General features: G+C 61.2%; 27 protein-coding genes. 15 read left to right on the forward strand and 12 right to left on the reverse strand.

The window, feature by feature from the left end; genetic code table 11:
- Positions 1 to 103 precede the first annotated feature (103 nt).
- Complete coding sequence (locus E8Q41_RS07060; protein WP_137154808.1) at positions 104 to 745, forward strand: TetR family transcriptional regulator C-terminal domain-containing protein; 642 nt, start codon at positions 104 to 106, stop codon at positions 743 to 745.
- Between the two features lie 4 nt (positions 746 to 749).
- Here E8Q41_RS07060 and E8Q41_RS07065 read toward each other — a convergent pair whose 3' ends face one another.
- The 5 genes from E8Q41_RS07065 to E8Q41_RS07085 form a co-directional block, all read right to left on the reverse strand.
- Positions 750 to 1,004: a Txe/YoeB family addiction module toxin gene (locus E8Q41_RS07065; protein WP_137154809.1), complete on the reverse strand. Its 255-nt coding sequence runs from the start codon at positions 1,002 to 1,004 to the stop codon at positions 750 to 752.
- A complete protein-coding gene (locus tag E8Q41_RS07070; RefSeq protein WP_137154810.1) occupies positions 1,001 to 1,255 on the reverse strand; it encodes a type II toxin-antitoxin system prevent-host-death family antitoxin in 255 nt (84 codons plus the stop codon). The genes E8Q41_RS07065 and E8Q41_RS07070 overlap by 4 nt, the downstream gene beginning before the upstream one ends.
- 37 nt (positions 1,256 to 1,292) lie before the next feature.
- Positions 1,293 to 2,225, reverse strand: coding sequence for a DMT family transporter (locus E8Q41_RS07075; RefSeq protein ID WP_246660109.1), 933 nt, complete (start codon positions 2,223 to 2,225; stop codon positions 1,293 to 1,295).
- A gap of 127 nt (positions 2,226 to 2,352) precedes the next feature.
- The gene (locus E8Q41_RS07080) at positions 2,353 to 4,641 is read right to left on the reverse strand and encodes a methyl-accepting chemotaxis protein (RefSeq protein WP_246660110.1); all 2,289 of its coding nucleotides are present in this window, start codon (positions 4,639 to 4,641) and stop codon (positions 2,353 to 2,355) included.
- 199 nt (positions 4,642 to 4,840) lie between these two features.
- Positions 4,841 to 5,170 carry an SMR family transporter gene (locus E8Q41_RS07085; protein ID WP_137154927.1) on the reverse strand — a complete coding sequence of 110 codons (330 nt, stop codon included), beginning with the start codon at positions 5,168 to 5,170 and terminating at the stop codon, positions 4,841 to 4,843.
- 138 nt (positions 5,171 to 5,308) lie between these two features.
- Here E8Q41_RS07085 and E8Q41_RS07090 point away from each other — a divergent pair, with 138 nt between their 5' ends.
- From E8Q41_RS07090 to E8Q41_RS07115, 6 genes are all read left to right on the forward strand, one after another.
- Complete coding sequence (locus E8Q41_RS07090) at positions 5,309 to 6,076, forward strand: ion channel (RefSeq protein ID WP_170976392.1); 768 nt, start codon at positions 5,309 to 5,311, stop codon at positions 6,074 to 6,076.
- A gap of 326 nt (positions 6,077 to 6,402) precedes the next feature.
- Positions 6,403 to 7,158: a sulfite exporter TauE/SafE family protein gene (locus E8Q41_RS07095; protein ID WP_246660111.1), complete on the forward strand. Its 756-nt coding sequence runs from the start codon at positions 6,403 to 6,405 to the stop codon at positions 7,156 to 7,158.
- Between the two features lie 22 nt (positions 7,159 to 7,180).
- On the forward strand, positions 7,181 to 7,969 hold the full coding sequence (locus E8Q41_RS07100) for an AraC family transcriptional regulator (RefSeq protein WP_137154812.1): 789 nt from the start codon (positions 7,181 to 7,183) through the stop codon (positions 7,967 to 7,969).
- Positions 7,970 to 8,037: 68 nt separating this feature from the next.
- Positions 8,038 to 8,649, forward strand: a complete 612-nt coding sequence (locus E8Q41_RS07105; protein WP_137154813.1) for a LysE family transporter — start codon at positions 8,038 to 8,040, stop codon at positions 8,647 to 8,649.
- Between the two features lie 98 nt (positions 8,650 to 8,747).
- Positions 8,748 to 9,758, forward strand: coding sequence for a ligase-associated DNA damage response exonuclease (locus E8Q41_RS07110; protein WP_137154929.1), 1,011 nt, complete (start codon positions 8,748 to 8,750; stop codon positions 9,756 to 9,758).
- Positions 9,758 to 11,377, forward strand: a complete 1,620-nt coding sequence (locus tag E8Q41_RS07115) for a cisplatin damage response ATP-dependent DNA ligase (protein WP_137154814.1) — start codon at positions 9,758 to 9,760, stop codon at positions 11,375 to 11,377. The genes E8Q41_RS07110 and E8Q41_RS07115 overlap by 1 nt, the downstream gene beginning before the upstream one ends.
- Before the next feature lie 3 nt (positions 11,378 to 11,380).
- Here E8Q41_RS07115 and E8Q41_RS07120 read toward each other — a convergent pair whose 3' ends face one another.
- Complete coding sequence (locus tag E8Q41_RS07120) at positions 11,381 to 11,983, reverse strand: dimethylsulfonioproprionate lyase family protein (protein WP_137154815.1); 603 nt, start codon at positions 11,981 to 11,983, stop codon at positions 11,381 to 11,383.
- Between the two features lie 93 nt (positions 11,984 to 12,076).
- Here E8Q41_RS07120 and E8Q41_RS07125 point away from each other — a divergent pair, with 93 nt between their 5' ends.
- Positions 12,077 to 12,898: a mechanosensitive ion channel domain-containing protein gene (locus E8Q41_RS07125; protein WP_137154816.1), complete on the forward strand. Its 822-nt coding sequence runs from the start codon at positions 12,077 to 12,079 to the stop codon at positions 12,896 to 12,898.
- Between the two features lie 3 nt (positions 12,899 to 12,901).
- Here E8Q41_RS07125 and E8Q41_RS07130 read toward each other — a convergent pair whose 3' ends face one another.
- The 5 genes from E8Q41_RS07130 to E8Q41_RS07150 all read right to left on the reverse strand — a co-directional run bounded on the left by E8Q41_RS07130 (position 12,902) and on the right by E8Q41_RS07150 (position 17,473).
- Complete coding sequence (locus tag E8Q41_RS07130; protein WP_137154817.1) at positions 12,902 to 13,231, reverse strand: type II toxin-antitoxin system RelE/ParE family toxin; 330 nt, start codon at positions 13,229 to 13,231, stop codon at positions 12,902 to 12,904.
- Positions 13,218 to 13,508 (reverse strand): type II toxin-antitoxin system ParD family antitoxin, encoded by a 291-nt coding sequence (locus tag E8Q41_RS07135; RefSeq protein WP_137154818.1) that lies wholly within the window; start codon positions 13,506 to 13,508, stop codon positions 13,218 to 13,220. Before E8Q41_RS07135 ends, E8Q41_RS07130 begins: the two co-directional genes overlap by 14 nt.
- Positions 13,509 to 13,627: 119 nt before the next feature.
- Positions 13,628 to 14,941: an NAD-dependent dihydropyrimidine dehydrogenase subunit PreA gene (gene preA, locus E8Q41_RS07140; protein WP_137154819.1), complete on the reverse strand. Its 1,314-nt coding sequence runs from the start codon at positions 14,939 to 14,941 to the stop codon at positions 13,628 to 13,630.
- Between the two features lie 17 nt (positions 14,942 to 14,958).
- Entirely contained in the window at positions 14,959 to 16,290 is a 1,332-nt protein-coding gene (locus E8Q41_RS07145) for an NAD(P)-dependent oxidoreductase (protein WP_137154820.1), read from the reverse strand.
- A 277-nt stretch (positions 16,291 to 16,567) separates the two neighbouring features.
- On the reverse strand, positions 16,568 to 17,473 hold the full coding sequence (locus tag E8Q41_RS07150; RefSeq protein ID WP_137154821.1) for a helix-turn-helix domain-containing protein: 906 nt from the start codon (positions 17,471 to 17,473) through the stop codon (positions 16,568 to 16,570).
- A gap of 161 nt (positions 17,474 to 17,634) precedes the next feature.
- Here E8Q41_RS07150 and pobA point away from each other — a divergent pair, with 161 nt between their 5' ends.
- The 5 genes from pobA to E8Q41_RS07175 all read left to right on the forward strand — a co-directional run bounded on the left by pobA (position 17,635) and on the right by E8Q41_RS07175 (position 20,351).
- Positions 17,635 to 18,804: a 4-hydroxybenzoate 3-monooxygenase gene (pobA, locus tag E8Q41_RS07155; protein WP_137154822.1), complete on the forward strand. Its 1,170-nt coding sequence runs from the start codon at positions 17,635 to 17,637 to the stop codon at positions 18,802 to 18,804.
- 194 nt (positions 18,805 to 18,998) lie between these two features.
- Positions 18,999 to 19,400, forward strand: coding sequence for a DUF2325 domain-containing protein (locus tag E8Q41_RS07160; protein ID WP_137154823.1), 402 nt, complete (start codon positions 18,999 to 19,001; stop codon positions 19,398 to 19,400).
- Entirely contained in the window at positions 19,397 to 19,648 is a 252-nt protein-coding gene (locus E8Q41_RS07165) for a hypothetical protein (RefSeq protein ID WP_137154824.1), read from the forward strand. The genes E8Q41_RS07160 and E8Q41_RS07165 overlap by 4 nt, the downstream gene beginning before the upstream one ends.
- A gap of 2 nt (positions 19,649 to 19,650) precedes the next feature.
- A complete protein-coding gene (locus E8Q41_RS07170; protein ID WP_137154825.1) occupies positions 19,651 to 19,971 on the forward strand; it encodes an antibiotic biosynthesis monooxygenase in 321 nt (106 codons plus the stop codon).
- On the forward strand, positions 19,971 to 20,351 hold the full coding sequence (locus tag E8Q41_RS07175; protein ID WP_137154826.1) for a VOC family protein: 381 nt from the start codon (positions 19,971 to 19,973) through the stop codon (positions 20,349 to 20,351). The genes E8Q41_RS07170 and E8Q41_RS07175 overlap by 1 nt, the downstream gene beginning before the upstream one ends.
- A gap of 81 nt (positions 20,352 to 20,432) precedes the next feature.
- On the opposite strand, the gene E8Q41_RS07180 is transcribed toward E8Q41_RS07175, so the two are convergent.
- Entirely contained in the window at positions 20,433 to 21,326 is an 894-nt protein-coding gene (locus E8Q41_RS07180; RefSeq protein ID WP_137154827.1) for a LysR family transcriptional regulator, read from the reverse strand.
- Between the two features lie 140 nt (positions 21,327 to 21,466).
- On the opposite strand from E8Q41_RS07180, the gene E8Q41_RS07185 reads away from it, so the two are divergent.
- Together E8Q41_RS07185 and E8Q41_RS07190 are read left to right on the forward strand one after the other, a co-directional pair.
- Positions 21,467 to 22,597: an aromatic ring-hydroxylating dioxygenase subunit alpha gene (locus tag E8Q41_RS07185; RefSeq protein ID WP_170976393.1), complete on the forward strand. Its 1,131-nt coding sequence runs from the start codon at positions 21,467 to 21,469 to the stop codon at positions 22,595 to 22,597.
- A gap of 12 nt (positions 22,598 to 22,609) precedes the next feature.
- On the forward strand, positions 22,610 to 23,521 hold the full coding sequence (locus tag E8Q41_RS07190) for a DMT family transporter (RefSeq protein ID WP_137154829.1): 912 nt from the start codon (positions 22,610 to 22,612) through the stop codon (positions 23,519 to 23,521).
- Positions 23,522 to 23,540 lie beyond the last annotated feature (19 nt).

The following is a 23,540-nucleotide window of genomic DNA, read 5'->3' on the forward strand; positions in this document are numbered from 1 at the left end:
GAGGTTCTGCCTAAAATTTTTTCGGTTGAAAAGTTGGCGCAAAAATTCATCAATAGCACGATGCTCCACCCGGAAACGGAGCCAGGAGCGGGAGCCGCGATAGATGCCTATACCCAGAGCCGCACAGACGCAGCGCCGGACGCGAATACAGGAAGAGAAAGAGGAGCAGATCCTCGAAGCGGCTCTCGACGTCTTTTCCCAGCACGGCTTCAAGGGCGCGACCATCGATCATATCGCCGAGGTCGCCGGCATGTCCAAACCCAATCTGCTCTATTATTTCCGCACCAAGGAAGCCATGCACCGGGCGCTGATCGAGCGGGTGCTCGACACCTGGCTCGACCCGCTCCGGGCCTTCAACGCGGAAGGCAACCCGGAAAGCGAGATCCGCTCCTATATCCGCCGCAAGCTGGAAATGGCGCGCGATTATCCCCGCGAAAGCCGGCTGTTCGCCAATGAAGTTCTGCGCGGCGCGCCGCTGATCGAGGACGAGCTCAAGGGGCCTCTCAAGGAACTGGTCGATGAAAAGGCCGAGGTCATCAGGGCCTGGGCCAAGGCCGGCAAGATCGCCAAATGCGATCCCTATCACCTGATCTTCTCGATCTGGTCGACCACCCAGCATTACGCCGACTTCGACGTTCAGGTCCGCGCCGTGCTCGGTCAGGAAAAGGATGGCGACGGACGTTTCGAGGACGCCGCCCGATTCCTCGAGCAATTGTTCATGGGCGGGCTGAGCATTCGCGGCTGACGCTTCAATAGTGATGTCGGCACTGGGCGATGAGGAGGCCCTGTTCGCTGGGGCGGTAGACGAGGCGATGCTCCGCATCAATGCGGCGAGACCACCAGCCTTTCAATGCGCCGCGCAACGGTTCCGGCTTGCCGAGACCATGAAAGGGCTGGCGGCTGGCGTCCTTGATCAGGAGATTGATCCGAGCGAGCGTCTTTCCATCCGTTGCCTGCCAGTAGAGGTAGTCTTCCCAGGCGCGTTCGTGGAAGATCAGCTTCACTCGGAGAGTTCTCGCGCCTCGCCCTTGCCGTCGTCCAGATCCCGCACGGCTTCAAGAAGCCTTTCAGCGTTGCGCGGATTCTTGAGGAGATGGGCCGTTTCCTCATAGGACGCGAAGTCTTCCACGGACATCAGCACTGCCGCCGGTTTGCCCCGATCCCGGGTGATCAGCACAGGGGCGCGGTCGTCGGTCACGCTGTCGAGCACGGCGGCTAGGTTTTTCCGAAGGTCGCTGTAGGATGTTGATCGCATGGAAATATTGTACTCGAATAAGTACATAATGCAAGCTTTAGTCCGGCAGCAAGCCCATGATCAGCAGGCCGCAGGCGGTTGCGAGCGCGCCCGCCATCACTGAAGCGCTCACCCAGCCGTGGCCCAGCAGACCCTGCTGAAGAATGATGAAACTGGGCGTCAGATAGCCGTAGCCGAGCACCTTGGAGGAGGGGAGCCGGAGCGATGCGTATTGCAGGAGCAGGAAAGTGATGATTGTGGTGACCACCGCGAGATAGGCGATAGCGATCAAGGCGATCGCAGGAACCGTTGCAAAATCCACCGCCATCAGCGAGGGCGCGCCGACCGGCAGCAGCCAGAGGCAGGTGGCGGCGACTGCCCAGAAGGCGAACTGATAGGCGGCTTCGCCACGATTGAATTTGCGCAGAAGCGGCGCATAGGCCGCGTGGCAGATCACGCCGACGAAATAGATCAACTCGCCCTGGCCGACATCGAAGGCGAGGAGTGCGCCGAGATCGCCGCGAAACACCACCCACACAGCGCCGGCGGCCGCCACAACGAGACTGATCAACACGCCGGGCCGCGTCGTCTGGCGCAGGAACAGCCAGGAAAAGCCGGCGCTCAGCAGCGGCATCATGGTGAAGACGGCGCCGGTCGAGACGGCGGAGGTGAATTCCAGCGCCTTGAACATGGTGCTCATATAGATGGCCATCAGCAGGCCGAGGATGAGAAAGCGCCAGGGACGACCGGGATAGGCGAGCGGCGCCTTGAGAAGAAACAGTCCAGCGCCCGCCATCACCGCCACGGCCAGCACATAGCGCAGGCTGTTGATGGCGTAGCCCGGCATCACGGCGGTCGCAGCCTTGCCGAGGGTGAATGAACCGGCGATGAGCACGGCGAACAGCAGCATGGCGACATGCGCGGTCAACTTTTCCCGGCCGATCGCATGCACATTGCCGGCGCAGCGCGGCGGTTTCGACGCGTCCTGCATCGTCTCTCCTCCCGATCAGCGGCTCTATGCCGCCGCGGCAGCTTCTGCCCGATGCCAGGGCAGGGCGCAAGCCGCGCGGCGCGGAAGGAGATGTGAAAAGGGCGCCGCGGCGCCCTTTCGTAAATGGTCAGAATTCTTCCCAGTCGTCCCTGGGGCTCGCGCCGCCGCTGGCCGCCTTTTTCGGCAGAGGCGCGTGTGGAACCGCGCGGGCAGGGCGTTGCGGCGCGGCCCGCTGCGGCTCGTGCGCCCGCATTGCCTGCGCGGTCTGGCGCAGCGCCGCCGCTTCGTCGCCGAGGCGGAAGCGGGCCAGAAGATCGCGCAACTGGCGGCTTTCATCGGCAAGGGAGACGCCGGCGGCGTTCATTTCCTCGACCATGCCGGCATTCTGTTGCGTCGCATGGTCCATCAGATTGACGGCGCTGTTGACCTCGGCCAAGCCGGTGGATTGTTCCTGGGCGGCGGTGGCGATGGCGTCCATATGCGCATTGATCGACTGCACCAGTTTTTCGATCTGAGACAGACCGACGCCGGTTTCATTGACCAGTTTCACGCCTTCGCCGACGGCGACCGCGGAGTTCGCGATCAACGCCTTGATTTCTTTGGCGGCGTTGGCGGAGCGTTGGGCGAGTTCGCGCACTTCCTGGGCGACGACGGCGAAACCCTTGCCGGCTTCGCCCGCGCGCGCCGCCTCGACGCCGGCGTTGAGCGCCAGCAGATTGGTCTGGAAGGCGATCTCGTCGATCACGCCGATGATCTGGTTGATCTGATGAGACGATTTCTCGATCCGCTCCATTGCCGAGACGGCGTCGCGAACCACTGTTCCCGATTGGCCGGCGGTCGACCGCGCGGTCTGGGCGACATCGCGGGCTTCCTGGGTGCGCTTCGACGTCGCCGTGACATTGGAGGTGATTTCCTCGAGCGCCGCTGCGGTTTCCTCCAGAGAGGCGGCCTGCTGCTCGGTGCGCTTGGAAAGGTCGGTCGATGCGTTTGACACTTCCGCGCTTCCGGCGCTGACGGAAGAGGCGGTGCGGCCGACTGCGCTCAGCGCGTCTCGCAACTGCCGGACGGAGAGGTTGAAGTCCGCGCGCAAGGGTTCGAACTGTTCAGCGAAACGATCGTTGATCTCGCAAACCAGGTCGCCCTCCGCAAGCCGCTTGAGACCGGCGGCGAGCGACCCTGTGGCCTGCCGAAGTCTGGCGTCCGCTTCCGCCTCGGCGCGGCGCTGCATCTCGACCCGCTCGCGCTCGGCCCGCTCGCGGTTTTCTTCCGCCTCGCGCTCGAGTTCGCGGGCTCTCAGCGTGCGTTCGCGGAAGATGGTGACGGCATTGGCCATTTCGCCGATGACATCCTTGCGGCCGGCGCCCGGAATGGCAGTGTCGGTGTCGCCATCGGCGAGCGTGGTCATGCGCCGTGCGCTGTCCTTGATGAAGGAGGCCAGCGTGCGCGCAACGAAGATAGACAGAAGCACCATGCTGAGGGCAAGTGCGCCCTGGATCAGCAGCATGCGCAGCAAGGCATGGAAATCATGATTGATTTTCGCCGTCATCACGTCGTTGATGTCGGCCCGGAAGCGCGCCAGCAGATCCGCGACAAGAACCCGCCGCGCGTTGATCGCCGTGTGCCAGAGATCCAGATCCTGCGGCCCGGCGGTAAATTTCTCGTTCTTCGCCATAAGCTCGCGGAAACGATCGATGCGCTTGCCGTCTTCCGTTTCCCAGAACGCATCGTAAGGGTCCCGGATGAAGTCTGGGGCCGCTTCGCGAAAGGCCGGCAGATGCAGGGCGATTTGCGTATTGGCGCGCGTGAAGGTCGCATAGTTCGCGGGCGTCAAAACACCCTCTTTGATGTAGGCGCTGCCGAGACGCCGAAGCATCTGATAGCTGCTATGCAGCTGAATGAGCGAGTAATAGCTGGCGGTGGAGCGGGCGAGCGTGCGATCGTCGGTGACGATGCTCACGCGCCGGGCCACTTCCGAACTGAAACGGGCTACCGGCTCCAGGTAGCGCAAGCCAGCCATTGGGTCGGCCGTATTGGCGTCCACCATCGGCCGAAATTCGCTCTGCATCTGGCGGAAGCGCGCTTCCACCTCGTCGATGGTCCGCCCAAGGCTCGGGTCGGAAAGACCGCTCTGGCTGGCCTCCGTATAGCGGCTGCGCAGCTCGGCAAAGGTCGCATCGGCCTGCTGGCGGATGTCGGTAAGCTGCTGTCCCTTGGCGGAGCCTTCCTCAGCCGCAAGGATGGCGAGACTTCCTGCGCTGTCGACCAGTTGCTGCAACTTCACCGTCTTGAGGTCGAGTTGATAAGCTTCGTAATTCGCCAAACTCATGAGACCGCCGAGCGATGTGACGGCGATCAGCGGTATTACCGCCAGCGCCGTCAGCAATTGGCCAAACGATAAGCTTCTAAATCCTGACAACATAATTTCCTCGGAACAAATCGCCTGACGCAGAGGCATGCTTGGCGGCGGTCTCAATCGCCGGTCCGGGAAATAGTGTGAAGTCTTCGCTTAAATCTACGTTAAATTCAGGTTACCAATATGCGAAATATATGGCGTCGTTTTTGATATTCGTCGTCAATGATGAGTATATATCTAGATATTTCCGTGTCTTTTTCGACTAATGGCTGACCGTCTTCGACAGGAGATTGATGATCAGCACGCCGGCGATAATCATGGCGAGGCCGATCAAGGCGGGCAAATCGAGTTTCTGGCCGAAGATCAGCCAGCCGGCCAGCGCCACCAGCACGATGCCCGCGCCGGACCAGACGGCGTAGACGATGCCGACAGGCATGGTCTTGGTGACCAGCGACAGCAGATAAAAGGCGAAAGCATAGCCCAGCGCCGACACCAGGCTCGGAACCAGGATCGTGAAGCCGTTGGATTTGGCGAGGGCGGAGGTGGCGATCACTTCCGCGACGATGGCGATCAGCAGCAGGGCGTAGGTCATGATCCTGTTGTAGATCGGAGATGTCGACAACGCCAGTCCGGTCGCGTCGCGTCGCGGCCATGCCTCGGCACGGCGCCGCGTCAGGCTCTGGCGAAATCTTCGCAAGCCGCTATATGTCCTGAGCAAAGAGGAGTTTTCATGCGGCTCAAGGTCAGGATCCAGGCGCTTTACGAAGCCAATTCGCGCGATGCGCATCGCTTCCGCTACATGCTGCTCGCCGTCGACGTGATCACCATGATCTTGCTCGTCGTGACCACCTTCTTCTACGGCTCGACCTGGGTGATCTGGGTCGATGTCGCGATCGGTTTTTATGTCGCGCTCGATTATGTCGCGCGCTACTGGATTGCGGGCAACAAGCGGCAGTTCCTGTTGTCGCCGCTCAACATCCTCGACGTGATCGTCATCTTCTCGCTGTTTGCGCCGCTGTTTGGCGCGGCCTTCGCCTTTCTGCGCAGCCTGCGCATTCTCAGGCTGCTGCGCTCCTATCGCCTGCAGGCCAAGCTCCGGTCCGACTTCCCGTTCTTCCGCCGCCATGAGGATGTGATCCTCAGCGGCGTCAACCTCTTCGTCTTCCTGTTCATCATGACGGAACTGGTGTTCGTGACCCAGGCGCGGATCAATCCCGAGATCGGCGATTTCCTCGACGCGCTCTATTTCACCGTCACGACGCTGACGACCACCGGCTTCGGCGACGTGACGCTGGTGGGTGACGCCGGCCGCATCCTCGCCATCATCATCATGGTGTTCGGCGTGTCGCTGTTCCTCCGGCTGATCCAGACGATCTTCCGGCCCTCCAAGGTGCGCTTCGACTGTCCGCAATGCGGCCTCTTCCTGCATGAGGCGGATGCGGTGCATTGCAAGCATTGCGGCACGGTGCTCAACATTCCCTCGGACGGCTCGGTCTGATCCGGTTTTGTTATCGGGCGAAATAATTCGTGCATTGGGCCCTCTTGCAAACTTCGTGAATCGGCATACCTTTTCCCTATCGGCAACAAACAGAAAGGATGGTGATCCAATGTCTAATGAGTATTCGGCGCTCGTATATGGCTTGGAAGTGAGCGTGACGTCTGCGAGGCAGCCCTCGCTCTGATCCTTTGTTCCAGGGCCCTTGCGGCCCGGCCAGATACAGGCCAATCTCATGGGGGTCGTCCGTCGGACGGCCCTTTTGATTTTTAGAGGCAATGGCCGCAGGTGGTTTTTGCGGCGCAATTTTACGATCGCATTCGCGCCAGATGAATTTCAGTCTTTATCCCGTTTCCACTCTTGTTCCACTGCTGCTGGCGGCCTTCATCGCGGGGCTTGCGCGTGGGTTTTCCGGTTTCGGCGCAGCGCTGATCTTCGTGCCGCTTGCCAGCGCAGTGGTCGGTCCCCGAATGGCGGGACCGATCTTGCTGGTGATCGATATCGTCGCGAGTTTTCCGCTGATCCCCGATGCCTTGCACAAGGCCGACAAACAGGCCGTCGGCCTGATGTCGATCGGCGCCCTGGTCGCTGTGCCTCTCGGCGTGATGGCGCTTACGCATTTCGATCCGCTGGCGACGCGCTGGGGCATCGCGCTCACGGCGGTCGGTTTCCTGCTTCTGCTGTTGTCGGGCTGGCGCTATCGTTCCGAACCCGTGGCGGCGGCTACGCTTGGCGTCGGCGCGATCGCCGGCTTCTTCAGCGGCGCGGCGCAGCTCGGGGGACCGCCTGTCGTCACCTATTGGCTCGGCGGACAGCACAAGGCCGCGCAAGTGCGCGCCAATATCGTTCTCTATTTTGCGATTTCCTCGGTCTTTTCAGCCATCAGCTATTGGTGGGTCGAGCTTCTGGTGTTGCAGGTGTTTGCTCTGGCGATCATGACGGGTCCAGTCTACGGGTTGGGTCTCTATCTCGGCGCCCGCAGCTTCGGCTACGCGCGCGAGGATGTATTCCGCCGAATCTGCTTTGCGCTCATCGCGGTGTCTGCGATCATCAGTCTACCGCTCTGGGATGGTGTCAGGAACTGAGAGTTAAAAGGAGCATTGGGACATGCGCGGCGATTTTTCAGTCCGACGGACGGCCATACCCGGCGTGATCGCCGTCGCCGCGACGAGCGGCATGACCTTCGCGCGCCACACCCATGACGACTATGGTATCGGCGTGGTGATCTCCGGCGCACAGACATCGGCAAGCGGGCGCGGCCCGGTCGAGGCCGAAGCGGGTGATCTCATCACCGTCAATCCCGGCGAGATCCATGACGGCGCGCCTATAGGCGACGCACGCAGCTGGCGGATGCTGTATTTCAGTCCTGATGTCGTCGATGAGCTCATTGCCGGCGAACCGTTGCGCGGCTGGACCCCGAAAGAACTCAAATTCCCGGTGTTGCGAGCCCGCGCCTCCGTTCGGCGCTTTCTCTCGCTCTATCGGTCGATGACCGAACCGTGTGGCGCAGATCCGCTGCCGCGCGAGGAGGATGTCGCCGACCTTTTCTCCAGGCTTCTGGAAGACAGAACGCCCGCGCCGGCTGCTACTCCCGATATCGGCAGGGCCCTGGAGATGATCGCCGATGATCCGTCGCGAAACTTTTCGCTGGCGGAAATCGGAGCCGCGCTCGGCCTCAGCCGCTTTCAGGCTTTGCGCGCCTTTCGCAAAGCCTGCGGTTTCACTCCGAGCGCTTATCAGGCGCAGCAGCGTTGCGATGTCGCCCGTCGCCTGATCCGGAGCGGCGCGGCGTTGAGCGAAGCGGCCTATGCCAGCGGCTTTTCCGACCAGAGCCATATGACGCGCGCTTTCGCGCAACGCTATGGCTTCACGCCCGGCGCGCTCGCCGCAGCTTGAGCTGCAATCCGGTTCAAGACCATCCTCACAGTCGCCGATAGGCTCGGGCCATCCATTGGAGAACCCTCATGAGCCCGGAATTTCTGATCACCACTTTTCTCGTCGTCGCTTCGCCCGGCACGGGCGCCATTTACACGCTGGCGGTCGGCCTGTCGCAAGGCGGCCGTAAAAGCCTTGCCGCCGCCTTCGGCTGCACGCTCGGCATCCTGCCGCATCTGGCGGCAGCCAGTCTCGGCCTGACCGCGCTTCTGCACGCCAGCGCGCTTCTGTTCGACCTGTTCAAATATGCCGGCGCCGCCTATCTCATTTTCCTGGCCTGGCAGGTCTGGCGCGACAAAGGCAGCCTGTCCCTGACAGCCGAGGTCGGCGAGCGCTCCTCGCTGGGGCTCGTGGTCAAGGCGGTGCTGATCAATCTGCTCAATCCGAAACTGTCGATCTTCTTCGTGGCCTTCCTGCCGCAATTCATCGCGCCGCAATCGACGACGCCGATGGCGGACATGCTGATGCTCAGCGCCGTGTTCATGGCCATGACCTTTGTCGTCTTCGCTGTCTATGGCGTGCTGGCCTCTGCGATCCGCCACAGGATCGCAGCGAGGCCGGGCCTGATGATCGGGTTCAACAGGGTTTTCGCGCTGGCCTTTTTCGCCCTCGGCGCCAAACTGGCCTTCGCTCGGGCGTAACCGGCGACTGAACCGGAACGGGCGCCACGTCGTTTCATCCTCGGCCTCTTTTCCCTGTCTTGCGTATAGAGGCTAAACACAGGATGCTCCGTCTCACCATGCGCCCGTCAGACCTGCTTTGCTCGACGCCCAAGGGTCTCTATTGCCCGCCCGGCGATTTTTATATCGATCCCGTCGCGCCCGTGCCGCGGGCGCTGATCACCCATGGCCATTCCGATCATGCCCGCTCGGGACACGCCGCCGTGCTCGCCACGCAGGAAACGCTCGATATCATGGGCATCCGCTATGGCGACAATTTCGCCGGCGAGAGCCAGGCGGCGGAGCTGGGGCGCGAGATCAAGATCGGCGACGTCACCGTGCGCTTCGCGCCTGCCGGCCATGTGCTGGGCTCGGCCCAGATCGTGGTGGAGAAAGACGGGCTCCGGATCGTCGCCTCGGGCGATTACAAGCGCCGCGCCGACGCCACCTGCCGGGCCTTCGAGCCGGTCACTTGTGACGTGTTCATCACCGAGGCGACTTTTGCGCTGCCGGTGTTCCGGCACCCTGATGACCGCGACGAGATTGCGCGCCTTCTGCATTCGGTGGCGCAGTTCCCCGAGCGCAGCCATCTGGTCGGCGCCTATGCGCTCGGCAAGGCGCAGCGGGTCATCAGCCTGATCCGTCAGGCGGGCTATGACAAGACCATCTATCTGCATGGCGCGCTGGAGCGTCTGTCGGCCTATTACCAGAGCCAGGGCGTCGATCTCGGACCCCTGGCGCCCGCGACCATCGAGAAGGGCTCGAAGGAGAAATTCGCCGGCGAGATCATTCTCTGCACCCCCTCGGCCTTTTCCGATCGCTGGGCACGGCGGTTTGCCGATCCGGTCACCTGCTTCGCCTCGGGCTGGATGCGCATTCGACAGCGCGTCAAGCAGCGCGGCGTCGAGCTGCCGTTGATCCTGTCGGATCATTCCGACTGGGACGAGCTGACCCAGACGATCCGCGATACCGGCGCCCGCGAGGTCTGGGTGACGCATGGCCGCGAGGAGGCGTTGGTGCGCTGGTGCGAATTGCACCAGATCGCGGCGCGGCCTCTGCATCTGGTGGGCTATGAGGACGAGAACGACTGATGCGCGGCTTTTCCGAACTCATCGACCGTTTGGTTCTGACGCCGTCGCGTAACGGCAAGCTGACGCTGCTGCGCGACTATTTCCGCGACACGCCCGATCCAGACCGGGGCTATGCGCTGGCGGCGCTGACCGATGGGCTCGATATTCCCGCGATCAAGCCCGCGATTTTGCGCCAGTTGGCGAAAGAGCGCATGGACGAGGTGCTGTTCGCCTATAGCTATGACTATGTCGGCGATCTCGCCGAGACGATTTCGCTGATCTGGCCGGAGACAGGCGAGGCGAAGGCGCATGACATGCGGCTCTCCGATATGGTGGACACGCTGATGAAGGCGTCGCGCTCGGACGCGCCGAAACTCTTCGCCTCCATGCTCGACCGGATGGACGCCTCGGGCCGCTACGCTGCCATCAAGCTCGCCACCGGCGGACTGCGCATCGGCGTCTCCTCCGGCCTCACCAAACAGGCGCTGGCCGATCTCGGCTCCCGCGACGTGGTCGAAATCGAGGAAATGTGGCATGGGCTGAAGCCGCCCTACACGGATCTCTTCGCCTGGTTGACCGGCAAGGCCGAAAAGCCCGAACAGGCGGCCCGGGCTCTGTTTCGCCCGGTCATGCTGGCCACCGCTGTCGAAGACGGCGATCTCGATGCGCTGTCGATCCACGATTACAATGCCGAATGGAAATGGGATGGCATCCGCGTGCAGGTCAGCTCCGAAGGCGGCGTGCGCCGGCTTTATTCCCGCAGCGGCGACGAGATTTCCGGCGCCTTTCCCGATCTTCTCGGCGTAGTTGATTTTGAGGCCGTCATCGATGGGGAACTGCTGGTGGGTCGGCCCCCCGAGTTCGTGGGAACGTTTTCCGACCTGCAGCAGCGGCTGAACCGCAAGACCGTGTCTGCCAAGGTGGAGAAGGACTTTCCGGTCTTCGTCCGCGCCTATGATCTCTTGATGGAGGATGGCGAGGATCTCCGGCCTCTGCCGCTCACGAAGCGCCGGGCGCGGCTGGAGCGGTTGATCGGCAGGATCGATTCCTCACGCTTCGATCTCTCGCCGTTGGTGGCTTTCGACAGCTGGGATCACCTCGACCAGCTCCGGCGCGCGCCCATCCACCCGATCATCGAAGGGGTGATGCTGAAAAGGAAGGATTCGCCCTATCTGCCCGGTCGTCGCAAGGGGCCATGGTTCAAGTGGAAGCGCGACCCCTATGTGGTCGATGCGGTGCTGATGTATGCGCAGCGCGGCCATGGCAAGCGTTCAAGCTTCTATTCCGACTATACATTCGGTGTCTGGCAGGAGGCGGAGGGTATTCGCCAGCTGGTGCCGGTGGGCAAGGCCTATTTCGGCTTTTCGGATGAAGAGCTGATGCAGATCGACAAATTCGTGCGCGACAACACGATCGACCGCTTCGGCCCGGTGCGTTCGGTCAAGGCGACGGAGGAGCATGGGCTGGTGTTCGAAGTGGCTTTCGAGGGGCTTGCCCGCTCCACCCGCCACAAATCCGGCGTCGCCATGCGCTTTCCGCGCATCTCCCGCCTGCGCTGGGACAAACCGTCAGGCGAGGCCGATACGATCGAGACGCTGGAGGCCATGCTGGAGACGATGGAGACCGGGCGCCGCCGCTGACCGTCAGGGCAGCGGCAGGCACCAGATCGCGAACAGCGGCTTGTCGCCCGAGCGCATGGCGTGAGTGATGCCAGCCGGATTGTGGATCAGCCCACCCGGTCCGGGCGTCACCCAGTCATCGGCATTCTGCCGCCAGTCGCCTTCGGAGAGAGCGATATAGAGTTCCTCCGGCGGATGTCGATGATCGGGATAATCCGTATTCGGCGCCAGGATAGACAGGCCGATCTCGACGGCTTTGCTTTCGGCAAGACCGCCGGCGCCGACAATCATGGCTTCCGCATAGGTCTCTTTCAGAAACGACGGCTGGCCTGGCGCGATGGCGTCGCTCCAACGCAAGGATGGCTCGATCGCCTTGATCGCATGGGCGAGACGCTTCAAGAGCGGGTTAGCGCCGTCAAGCGCTGCGTAACTGTCCGCAAGATGCCGGCAGGCGGGCGCCGATTGGGGCGGACGATCTGAAACGCCCGCGCGATCTGCCATGTTCTTCTCAAGGCGCTCAAAGGCCGCGCGTGACGGGCCAGAAGCGGGCAGGGCGGCCAGAAGGCTCTCCCGGAGCGCGTCGAGAAACTCTTGAAGGGCTGATTCCGGGGCGTCGGTCTTGCTCATCAATCCAACCTAGCACCCCTGGCTGCGGAGACAAGATGGAACCTGCGCGGGAATTTTCGCGTTCCCGACCATTGATTTGGATAGGACGGCTTTATGAACCCTCAGACAACGGATTTCCTCGTCGCCAGCCGCGCGGCCATCACCCAGCTTACAGGGCTGGCCGTGCATTATTCGCTGTCGCTGGTCGGCGCGATCCTGCTGTTTCTCGTCGGCTGGATGCTGTCGCGCCTGCTGCATCGCTGGACGTTGAACGGCCTGAGCCGTATCCGCCATTTCGACATCACGCTCGCCCATTTCCTCGCCAATGTCGTGCGCTATGCGGTGCTCATTCTGGTGGCGGTCATGGCGCTCGGCCAGTTCGGCGTCCAGACGACGTCGATCATCGCCACGCTCGGCGCCGCCGGCCTCGCCATCGGTCTGGCGCTGCAGGGCACGCTGCAGAACATCGCCGCCGGCATCATGCTGTTGATCCTGCGGCCCTTCCGGGTGGGAGAGACTATCGAGACGCCGCAGGTGGCTGGCACCGTCACTGAAATCGGCCTGTTTGCAACAGAGTTGCGCACCTCGGATGGGCTTTTCCAACTCGCGCCGAATTCGGCTCTCTGGAACGTGCCGGTCAAGAACTATTCCCGCCTGCCGACCCGCCGTTACGAAGTGGCCGTCACCGTGCCGGCGACCGAGGATCTCGCCCGCACGGAGGACCGTCTCCTCGAACTCGCCCGTCGCGACGACCGTATTCTCGACGCGCCGGCGCCGGTCGTCTCGATCAAGGAATTTTCCGCTGAAACCGTAACCCTGGCGCTGTCGGCCTGGGTGAAGACGGGCGATTATGGCGCTGCGACGCGCGATCTGACCCGGCGGGTGAAGATTGAGTTTGATGTGAAGTCCGACACGGCGCCGGTACCTGCGCCCTAACAGTCAGAGAAGTTCGTCTTTCGATTGGGCGCGATAGAGCGCTTCATAATCGCGTCGGCTGAAGAAAATGTTCGAAATCTCCACCCGACCTTCAGTGACAGTATAGGTTATGATCGCGGAGCGCTCGAATGGCACACTTCGAAGTCCTACAACGAGATCGTCGCGCTTTCGCCCGCCATGTGGAGCGTCGCCGATCTTGCGACATCGCGCGATGATGCGGTTCACGAAGCGGTCGGCGACAGCTTTGCTCTGGCTGGCTTCAGCGATCGCAAAATGGATGGCTTTCAGATCATTGATCGCTTGTGGTCGATAGGCGACGTCAAGACGCTGCATCGGAGAACTTGCGCTCTTGCTCCGCCATGAAGCGGGTCATTTCCGCCTCTGCTTCTTCCTGGGTCAGGCTTGGTCTGGGGTCATCCAGTGACTGGCGAATTCTCAAGACGATGTCCTGTAGATGTCGGGCGTCTTCTTCGCGGCGTTCTGCCCATTGGCGAACGGCTTCATCGACGACATCATTCTCGCTGGCGAAGTCACCGGAAGACACAGCCTCGCGAACCATGTTCAGCGTTTCATCTTCAAGAGTTATCCGGATGCTCTGACTTGTCTTCATTGGCACCGTCTCCGCGTACGAAACCAATGATATCAGAATTTGGACATGGCTCCAATGCGCCGCCACAGCCTTCGCGCGCAGAAAAATCGGCCGGCGGTCGCCCGCCGGCCAAGCTTGTCTTACTCCGCCGCTTGCTTCGCCATCGGATTGTTCGGATGGGTCGTCCAGTTGGCGTAGTCACTGGTCACGGTCTTGCCGGTGCGGGTGTCGGTCTGGCCGGCGGCCAGCGGGACCATGGTGATGCAGTTCTCGACCGGGCAGACATCGACGCAGAGATTGCAGGCGACGCATTCGCCCTCGATCACCTCGAAATGCCGGACGCCATTGACCATCGCGGTGATCGCCTGATGAGAGGTGTCCTCGCAGGCGATGTGGCAGCGGCCGCATTTGATGCAGAGATCCTGGTCGATCTGGGCCTTGGCGATGTAGTTGAGGTTGAGATACTGCCAGTCGGTGACATTGGGCACCGCGCGGCCGCGGAAATCCTCGAGCGTGGCGTAGCCCTTGGAATCCATCCAGTCCGACAGGCCTGATATCATCTCCTCGACGATCTTGAAGCCATAGGTCATGGCGGCGGTGCAGACCTGCACATTGCCGGCGCCGAGCATCATGAATTCGGCCGCGTCGCGCCAGGTGGTCACGCCGCCGATGCCGGAGATCGGCAGGCCACGGGTTGCGGGATCGCGGGCGATTTCCGCCACCATGTTGAGCGCGATCGGTTTCACCGCCGGGCCGCAATAGCCGCCATGCGTGCCCTTGCCGTCGATCGAGGGCGTGGGCGAGCAGGTGTCGAGATCGACGCCGGTGATCGAGTTGATCGTGTTGATCAGCGACACGGCGTCCGTGCCGCCGGCATGCGCCGCGCGCGCGGGCTTGCGGATATCAGCGATATTCGGCGTCAGCTTGGTGATCACGGGCATGCGTGTATATTGCTTGCACCAGCGCGCGACCATCTCGACATATTCCGGCACCTGGCCGACGGCGGCGCCCATGCCGCGCTCGCTCATGCCGTGCGGACAGCCGAAATTGAGCTCGATGCCATCTGCGCCCGTCTCCTCGACCAGCGGTAGGATGGCCTTCCACTCTTCCTCGACGCAAGGCACCATGATCGAGGCGATCAGCGCCCGGTCCGGCCAGTTCATCTTCACCTGCTTCATTTCCTGCAGATTGACCTGCAGGGGGCGGTCGGTGATCAGCTCGATATTGTTGAGGCCCAGCAGGCGCCGGTCGGCGCCCCAGATCGCGCCGTAGCGCGGGCCGTTGACATTGACCACGGGCGGGCCTTCCGAGCCCAGCGTCTTCCAGACCACGCCGCCCCAGCCGGCCTTGAAGGCGCGCTCGACATTATAGGCCTTGTCGGTCGGCGGCGCTGAAGCCAGCCAGAAGGGGTTGGGGGATTTGATGCCGACGAAATTATTGCGGAGATCAGCCATGTCTCTTCTCCTCGCGCTCAGTTGAGCGACTGATGAATGGATTCGGCGGCGTCGCGACCCATCGCGGCGGCCGATACGGTCAGGTCGTCGCCGCCCGCGGCGCAATCGCCGCCGGCCCAGACGCCTGCGATGGAGGTGCGACAGTGCTCGTCGATGGCGATCTTGCCGCCGTCGAGCCGGATCGTCTCGACGCCCGCGACATCCAGCTTTTGGCCGATCGCGGTCAGCACCTGATCGCAGGCGATGGTCAGCTTGTGACCATTGCCCTTGAGCTGGCCGTCCTCGATATGGGTGTATTCAAGCTCGATCGCCGAGACATGGCCGTCCTTGTGATGGATCTCCACCGGCTTCAGCCAATGGCGGATCAGCACGCCTTTCTGGGCGGCGAGATCCTGCTCGAATTCCGAGGCGTTCATGTTCTCCTTGCCGCGGCGATAGCAGATCGTCACCTCCTCCGCGCCGAGCAACTTGGACTGGATAGCGGCGTCGATCGCCGTCATGCCGCCGCCGATCACCACCACGCGGCGGCCGACTGGCACATCCGCCTTGCTGTCTGCGGAGCGGAGATGGGCGATGAATTCGACAGCGTCGATCACGCCGTTGATATGGTCGCCAGGCGCGCCGAGCGCGTTGACGCCGCCGAGGCCCATGCCGAGGAAGACAGCGTCATGCTTCTGGCGCAGGTCTTCGAGCGAAAAGTCGCGGCCCAGCATCTGGCCGTCGAAAATGTCGATGCCGCCGATTCCGAGAATATAGTCGACCTCGCGCTGGGCGAAATCGCCGGGCGCCTTATAGGCGGCGATGCCGTATTCGTTGAGGCCCCCGGCCTTGGGGCGGGCGTCATAGATGGTGACCGCGTGGCCCTTCATCGCCAGGCGATGGGCGCAGGCGAGGCCGGCAGGGCCGGCTCCGACGATGCCGATGGTTTTTCCGGTCGAAGGCGCGCGGGTGTAGAATTGCTTGTCCTGCTCCATGGCCGCGTCGGTGGCGTAGCGTTGGAGACGGCCGATTTCCACCGGCTTGCTTTCGGCGGTGTTGCGCACGCAGGCCTGCTCGCACAGCGTTTCGGTGGGACAGACGCGGGCGCACATGCCGCCGATGATGTTCTGGTCGAAGATCGTCTTGGCGGCGCCCAGCGCGTTCCCCGTCGAGATCTGCCGGATGAACAGCGGAATGTCGATCGAGGTGGGACAGGCCTTCATGCAGGGCGCGTCGTAGCAGAAATAACAGCGGTCCGAGGCGACCAGAGCCTCATGCCTGTCATAGGCGGGATGGAGATCGGAAAAGTTTTCCTCATAGCTTTTCGGGTCGAGCCGGCCGCTATGAAGGCCGGGCGCAAGATTGACCATGGTTGCATTCCCCTTCTTGTTTATGGGGAAAGGCTAGCAAAGGCCGAAATTTTTATCAAACGGTAAAATTTTTGCGACGCAATAATTCTTCAGTCTATCCTTGACGAAGATCAAGAATTATTAGGGCGCAAGCGCTTAGCTGGCCGGACATCGGTCCGGATTTAAAGTTGATTGCAAATGTATAGTAATTTTTGAGCCGAATCATCTTGTGTTGCGGCGGCTTTTCTTCGCGTCTGCGAAGGTCGCGACACCGGCCGGAGGTCCGGCCGGCGCGATTTCATTCCGCCGCGAGACTGTGGTTCTGCTGGCGCGCCCGCTCCTGTTCGCGGAACTGGCGCGGCGTTTCTCCCGTCTCCCGCGCGAAGAAACGGGTGAAATAGGCTGGGTCGGCAAAGCCCAGCGCATAGGCGATTTCCTGCGCGGTCATGATCGTGAACACAAGGTCGCGCTTGGCCTGCGACACGATCTTTTCCGACAGGAGATCGTTCATGGTCTTGCCGGTCTGCGCCTTGGTGATGCGGTTGAGATGCGTCACCGAGATGCCGAGTTCGCGGGCGTAGAACTCCACCGGCAGATGTTCGCGGAAATGGCCGGCGATCAACTCGTTCAACCGGGAGATCCTGAGGCCATCGCGATCGGATGCGCCGTCGCGGCTTTCCGCCTCCATCGCCATATCGGAGGCGAGCGCCAGGACGATGCCGAGATAGGCTTCAACCAGGCCGAAACGCGGTCCGAAACTGGCGTTGATCTCCTGCTCCAGTCTTCCGAGGGTTTCGGTTAGATAGGCCGCGTCGGGATGGGCGGGATCGAGTTTCAGCAATCGCGGTTCGCGGATGAAGGCGGCGATGCGCGACGGATGGCCCGCCTGCAGCGGCAGCCGTCGCGTGATCGCCGTCAGCACCTGGCCGTCGACGTCCTGCGAGAACCGAAAGCCGTGACTAACCTTCTCCGGCACGAAGACGAGACAGCCCGGCGTGAGCCGATGCAGCGCCTTGCCGATCAGCGCATCGCCCGCCCCGGCGCGAATGTGCAAGATCTGGAAAAGAAAGTCGTGCTTGTGTTCCTTGATTTCCCATTTGTAGCGGCTGCTGCGCTCGGTGATGGATTCAGCGTGAATCCAGAAATCGGGCAAAGCTTCGCTGGCCTCTCCATAGAGGCCGTATGTGGGTACCGTCTGTTTCATGCCTCCTCCTGGCGTCCGATCCGAGCCTCTCCTCCAAGCTCATGTTCGGAATGTGCAATTCCATGCATGGAAACTGCATTCAAAGAGTGTGACCGGCGATTTATCTTTTTGCAAGAGAGAAGGGCGGTCATTCGCTAAAATTGTCAGCATGGGAGGAAAAAATGCGCACACAGGTTGCGATTATCGGTTCGGGTCCGTCCGGACTTCTGTTGAGCGCGTTGCTGGATCAGATCGGCGTCGACACCGTGGTGATCGATCGGGTGGATCGAGATTACATTCTCGGCCGCATTCGCGCCGGCGTTCTGGAAAGCGGCATGACGGCGCTCTTGGATCAGGCGGGCGTTGGCGCCCGCATGCATCGCGAGGGCCTCGTGCATGACGGTTTCGAGCTTTCCTTCGGCGGCCGCCTCTGCCGCATCGACCTGAAGGCGCTCACCGGAAAGAACGTCATGGTCTATGGCCAGACGGAACTCACCCGCGACCTGATGGACGACCGCGAGGCCCGCAGCGGGAAAACCATCTACAACGCCAAGAACGTCACGCCGCATGATTTCGACGGGGCCAAGCCCTATGTGACCTATGAGCTCGATGGCGTCGAACACCGCCTCGATTGCGATTTCATCGCCGGCTGCGACGGGTATCACGGCGCGTCCCGCGCCGCCGTCGAGGGCAAGGGGCTCCGGCATTACGAGAAGATCTATCCGTTCGGCTGGCTCGGCGTGCTGGCCGACGTGCCGCCGGCGCATGACGAACTGATCTATGCCAATCACACGCGCGGCTTCGCGCTCTGCTCGCAGCGCTCCAAGGTGAGAAGCCGCTATTACGTGCAGGTTCCGCTCGACGACAAGGTCGAGGCCTGGTCCGACGACGCCTTCTGGGACGAATTGCGCCGGCGTCTTCCCGACGACGTGGCCGAGAAAGTCACCACCGGCCCGTCGATCGAGAAGTCGATTGCGCCGCTTCGCTCCTATGTCGCCGAACCCTTGCGCTTCGGCCGCATGTTCCTGGTCGGAGACGCCGGCCATATCGTGCCGCCCACGGGCGCCAAGGGGCTCAATCTCGCGGCGTCCGACGTGCATTACCTGTTCGAGGGTCTGCGCGACTTCTACGCCGATGGCGCGATGTCGGGCGTCGAGGCCTATTCCGGCCGGGCGCTCGCGCGAATCTGGAAGGCGGAGCGGTTCTCCTGGCTCATGACCACGCTTCTGCACCGCTTCCCGACCTCGGGCGATTTCGACCTGCGCATCCAGGAGGCGGAGCTGGATTACATCGCCACATCGGAAACGGCGCGCCGGTCCATCGCCGAGAATTACATCGGTCTGCCCTATTGATCCCTTCGTCGCGTGTCTCCCAAGCGCTGCGCCCCCGGCCGTGAATGGCCGGGGTTTTTCATGTCCTGGCGAAGCCGAAACGCCGTCGCGATTAACATGACAAAAATCATCATGTTTAATCTTTACTTTGAAACTCATGTTATGTATCCCTTGCTTCGAAGCGGCGGGCGCCGCGGCAGCACGATGAGGGATCCATGGCGAAGAAGAATGGCAAGGCGAAGGGCGGTCAGGCGTCTGCTCGCGAGCGGGTCGAGGCCGGCGGCGAGGGCAGGACAGGTCTCAAGGGCCGCTCCATTCTCTATGTCGGCGGACGCGATTGCCAGGTGGCCCATCTTCGTCAGATCGCCGAGAATTTCGGCGCCGAACTCATTCATCATGACGGCGGCCTGCGGGAAGCCGTCTCCCGCATCGACACCGTGCTGCCCTCCGTCGAATGCGTCTTCTGCCCGATCGACTGTATCAGCCACGACGCCTGCCTGCGCGTGAAGACCGGCTGCAAGAAGACCGGCACGTCCTTCGTGCCGCTTCGAAACGGCTCCAAGTCGAGTTTCGAACGCGCGCTGCAGGAGATGCACGAAAGGACCGCGCGGGCGTGAACGACAAAGACCCATTCCTGATGATCGGGCTGCACAAACTGGCGGCCGAACGCGGCGACGGTTTCGCCCCGGAACTCCTGCAACTGCTTCTCGAACGCGGCCGCCGCGACCTCCAGGCCGCCCGCCCCATGGACCTTGATGTCGCAGGCGATCCGATGCAGCATGGATCGGACGCAAAAGCGCCGGCGGGCGGCAACGACAATGTCGTCGCCTTTCCCGTTCGCGCAAAACGAAATCCGGGGAGATGACCATGACCGGCTATATCGCGATGAACCGTTTCAAAGTGGCGCTCGGCCAGGAGCGTGAATTCGAAGACGTTTGGAAAAACCGCGATTCCAGCCTAAGCGCCGTTCCCGGCTTCGTCGAATTCCGCCTGCTGCGCGGCAAGAGCTTTGCCGAGGAAGGCTATACGCTGTTCTCCTCGCATACGCTCTGGGCGTCGGAGGAGGATTTTCTCAACTGGACCAAGTCCGAGAATTTCCGCCAGGCGCATAAGAATGCCGGCGACCATCGCTCCCTCTATGTCGGTCCGCCGCAATTCGAGGGCTTCCGCGTGGTCGAGGGCGCCTGATGCCCGAGGTGATCGAGGACGCCGACGCCATCGAGGTTCTGCCGGTCCTGCCGTCGCTGTCGATTGCCGAAAGTCGCGATTTTTACCGCGAAAAGCTCGGCTTCAATGAGATCGTCTATGAGGCGTACGACTATCTGATCGTGCGGCGCGTGTTCGCCGGACGGCGGATGGAGCTGCATTTCTGGCTGACCGATGACCCGCGCCTGCCGGAAAATAGTTCCGTCTATTTGCGTGGCGGCGGCATAGACCGGCTGCATGCCGAGTTCTCGACCCGCGCCTTGCCGGATCTGTCGCCGCTCGAAATCCGACCCTGGGGCATGCAGGAATTTTACGTGCGCGATCCGCACGGCAATCTCCTGCGTTTTGGGCGGGTGGTTTAGGTAGGTTTGCGGGAAGGCCGGGAATCCCATGCTATCGAGGGCTCTCGCTTCCCATATTTCGTGCATTCATGCTGGAAATGGCTATTTGCCAGTTGCAAACGTCGAGAAATCGAAGGCATTCACCCAGGCTCTGAAGGCTGTTTGCGCCATTGACTGGTTCTTGAGGTTTGGGAAGAGCAACGTCATTTCATATGGAGCGATTTCCCAATCGGGTAGCAATTCTACGAGGCGGTGGACCGCAATGGACGGCTGGCACACATAGGCAGGGAGAAGCGCGACCCCGGCGCCCGCGATGGAGGATTGCAGCAGGAACCCCATAGAATCCGAGGTTGAAGCTGCCGGCGGCCGCAAAACGATCGGTGTTTCATCCGACGAAAACTCCCATTCGAGCTGTGCATCGTGCAGCAAGCAGCGATGATGCAGGAGGTCGATCGGTCTCTTGATCGGTTCAGTCGCTTCCAGATATGACGGCGACGCCACAAGAACGCGTTTGATCGACGACACTTTGCGGGTGATCAAATCTTGTCCCGTCACGGCGCCGACACGAAATGCGAAGTCGATGCGCTCGCGAATGATGTCGAGATGCCGGTTTGTCGCGATCAATTCTACCGCGATCCGAGGGAACCTTTGTGTAAAGCCATGCAGGAAAGCTGGCATGAAATAGCTGGCAGTCACTTCAGGACATGTGATTTTCAACGTCCCCACGGGCTGCCTTTTCAGATTGGTCATCGCAATGTGCGCGGCGAAAACTTCGGTGCGAACACGGCGGCAGTATTCGAGATAAATCTGACCGCTGCTCGTGAGGCTGACATGCCGGGTGGAGCGATTGAGAAGGCGCAGCCCCAATCGATCCTCAAGCTGGGCTATACGCTGGCTGATTGTCGATTTCGGCATCCCAACTCGCATTCCAGCCATGGTGAAGCTGCCGGTTTCTGCGACTTCGGCTAGAAGGATCATATCGTCTACACTGTCCAAACCTCTTCTCCCATCACGCCACGCCGATGCTCATTGTCCGATATTGCAGACAATTTATCCAGATAATATCAATTGTTAGGACGAACTCGGCCTTTTACCCTCGATCCATCAAACACGCTGTGAACAGTCGAGGTGCGAGAATGAAGATAGAGATTCCTTTTCCTCATCAGGAAGTCGCCCAAACAAGGACGCTGCCTGGCAGCTTCTACGCTGATCCTGAAGTTTTCGAGGCAGAGAAGCAGGACATCTTCCTCAAGAGCTGGCACTATGCCTGTCCCATATCGGCTCTGGCGGACAATGGGGCCTACGTCACAATACAGATTCTCAATCAACAGGTCTTTCTTGTCCGGGATCAGAACGATGAGATTCGTGGCTTCTTTAACGTCTGCCCCCATCGCGGCCATCAGCTTCTGGAAGGCTCAGGGCAAAAAAGGGTCATTACCTGCCCCTATCACGCCTGGAGCTACGATCTAACCGGCCGATTGGTTGCGGCGCGCGAGGGGGGGAAGTCAAGGACTCTCGTCGGGTCGGGCATCTGCCTCAAGTCGGTCCAGGTCGGTACGCTGGCAAGCTTCGTATTCGTCAATCTCGATGCCACCGCCGAGCCATTTGCGGATTACACGGCCGAGTTGGCGCGAAGCATCAACAACGTGATCCCCGATCTGACAGACTACAAGGTTCGCGAAAGCGTTGGCTATTTTGGAGGCGACTACGACTGCAACTGGAAGATTGCAATCGACAATTATCTAGAATGCTACCATTGCGAGACCGCGCATAAAAGCTTTTGCGACATGATGGACGTGAAGAACTCGACCTTCAGCCTTCACGACAACTTTATCTATCAGTTCGTGCCCTCGGGCGGAAAGGAAACGAACGCGGCCTACTCGATCAATCTCAAGGAGGATGCATTGGATGGCCACTTCTGGTTCCTCTTCCCCAACATCATATTTTCGATCTTCCCTGGCACGAAAAATTTCTCGGTCTCCTGGGTCGATCCCGTTTCTGCCGTTAGCTCCTTGCGGAAATTCGTAACCATGACCCCGGATGGCATTTCCAAGGAGCGTGAAGCGGCCCGATCCAGATGGGGCCTTGAAGTTCTGAATGAGGAAGACCGGCAGCTCTGCCGGAGCGTGCAAAAGGGTATGGTTCAGCGCGGTTTCGACATGGGCTATTATTTGGTCGATCCGCGCGGCAATCTGAGCGAGGATACGGTTCGCCATTTCCACCGAATATATTTGAAGTGGATGTTCCCCGTTGTGTCTAAAGTCTGACGGGAGGGCAGTATGTCGATCACTCAACCGGTTCCCAAAGTGGACAGGGTGGGCATCGCCGTTGCGGCGATGGTCTTCACCGACCTGACGCTTTCCATCGCAGATGCGATTATCAAGATGTCGATCTCGAACATGCCGCTGTCGCAGTTCATTTTCCTGCGCTCTTGCGTCACGCTGCCCTTGCTGATCCTGATACTGAAATGGCGTTTTCCAAAGATCTTGTTGCGCCCGGCCTATCCTGGTTGGGCCATTCTACGAAGCTGTCTGCTTCTGTGCAGCCTGCTGCTCTACTATGCCTCATTGCCGCATCTCGACTTTTCCATGGCGGCAGCGATCTACTACACCATCCCCTTGTTCATCACTCTTTTCGCCGCTGTCTGGATCAAGGAGCCCGTGGGCCTGAAGGGGTGGATTGGCGTGGCCTTTGGCTTCATCGGCGTGCTGCTCATGCTGAAGCCGGACGCTGGAGATGTTAACGTCTACGCCCTCATGCCGCTGGCCGCCGCGATCTTATACGCTTTGGGGATGGTGCTGACCCGCACCAAAAGCCGCGGCGAAAACCCTTTTGTTCTGGCGCTGACTTTCAACCTGATCGCGATCATGCTCGGAGGCGCTGCAAGCCTTGCGACCATGATTGCAGGAAGCGGGGGCGACCCAAGCCTGTTCATGGGTGACTGGATTGCGATAGGGATAACCCAATGGGGGATGATCGTGCTTTTGAGCCTGACGATGCTGATCGGCAGCGTCGGCACCGCCATCGCCTACCAGTTGGGGCCGTCATCGGTCATCTCAACCTGGGACTTTTCCTATCTCGCTTTCGCCGTCATGTGGGGCGTCGTGCTGTTCTCGGAGCGGCTGGACATAGCCTCGGTACTCGGGATTGCGCTCATTGCGCTTGCTGGGGTCATCGTCGTGCGGCGTTGACGACGCTTCTTGCGAGGGA

Origin of the sequence: Rhizobium sp. FKL33 (assembly GCF_005222915.1) — a bacterium.
Lineage (GTDB): Bacteria > Pseudomonadota > Alphaproteobacteria > Rhizobiales > Rhizobiaceae > Rhizobium_E.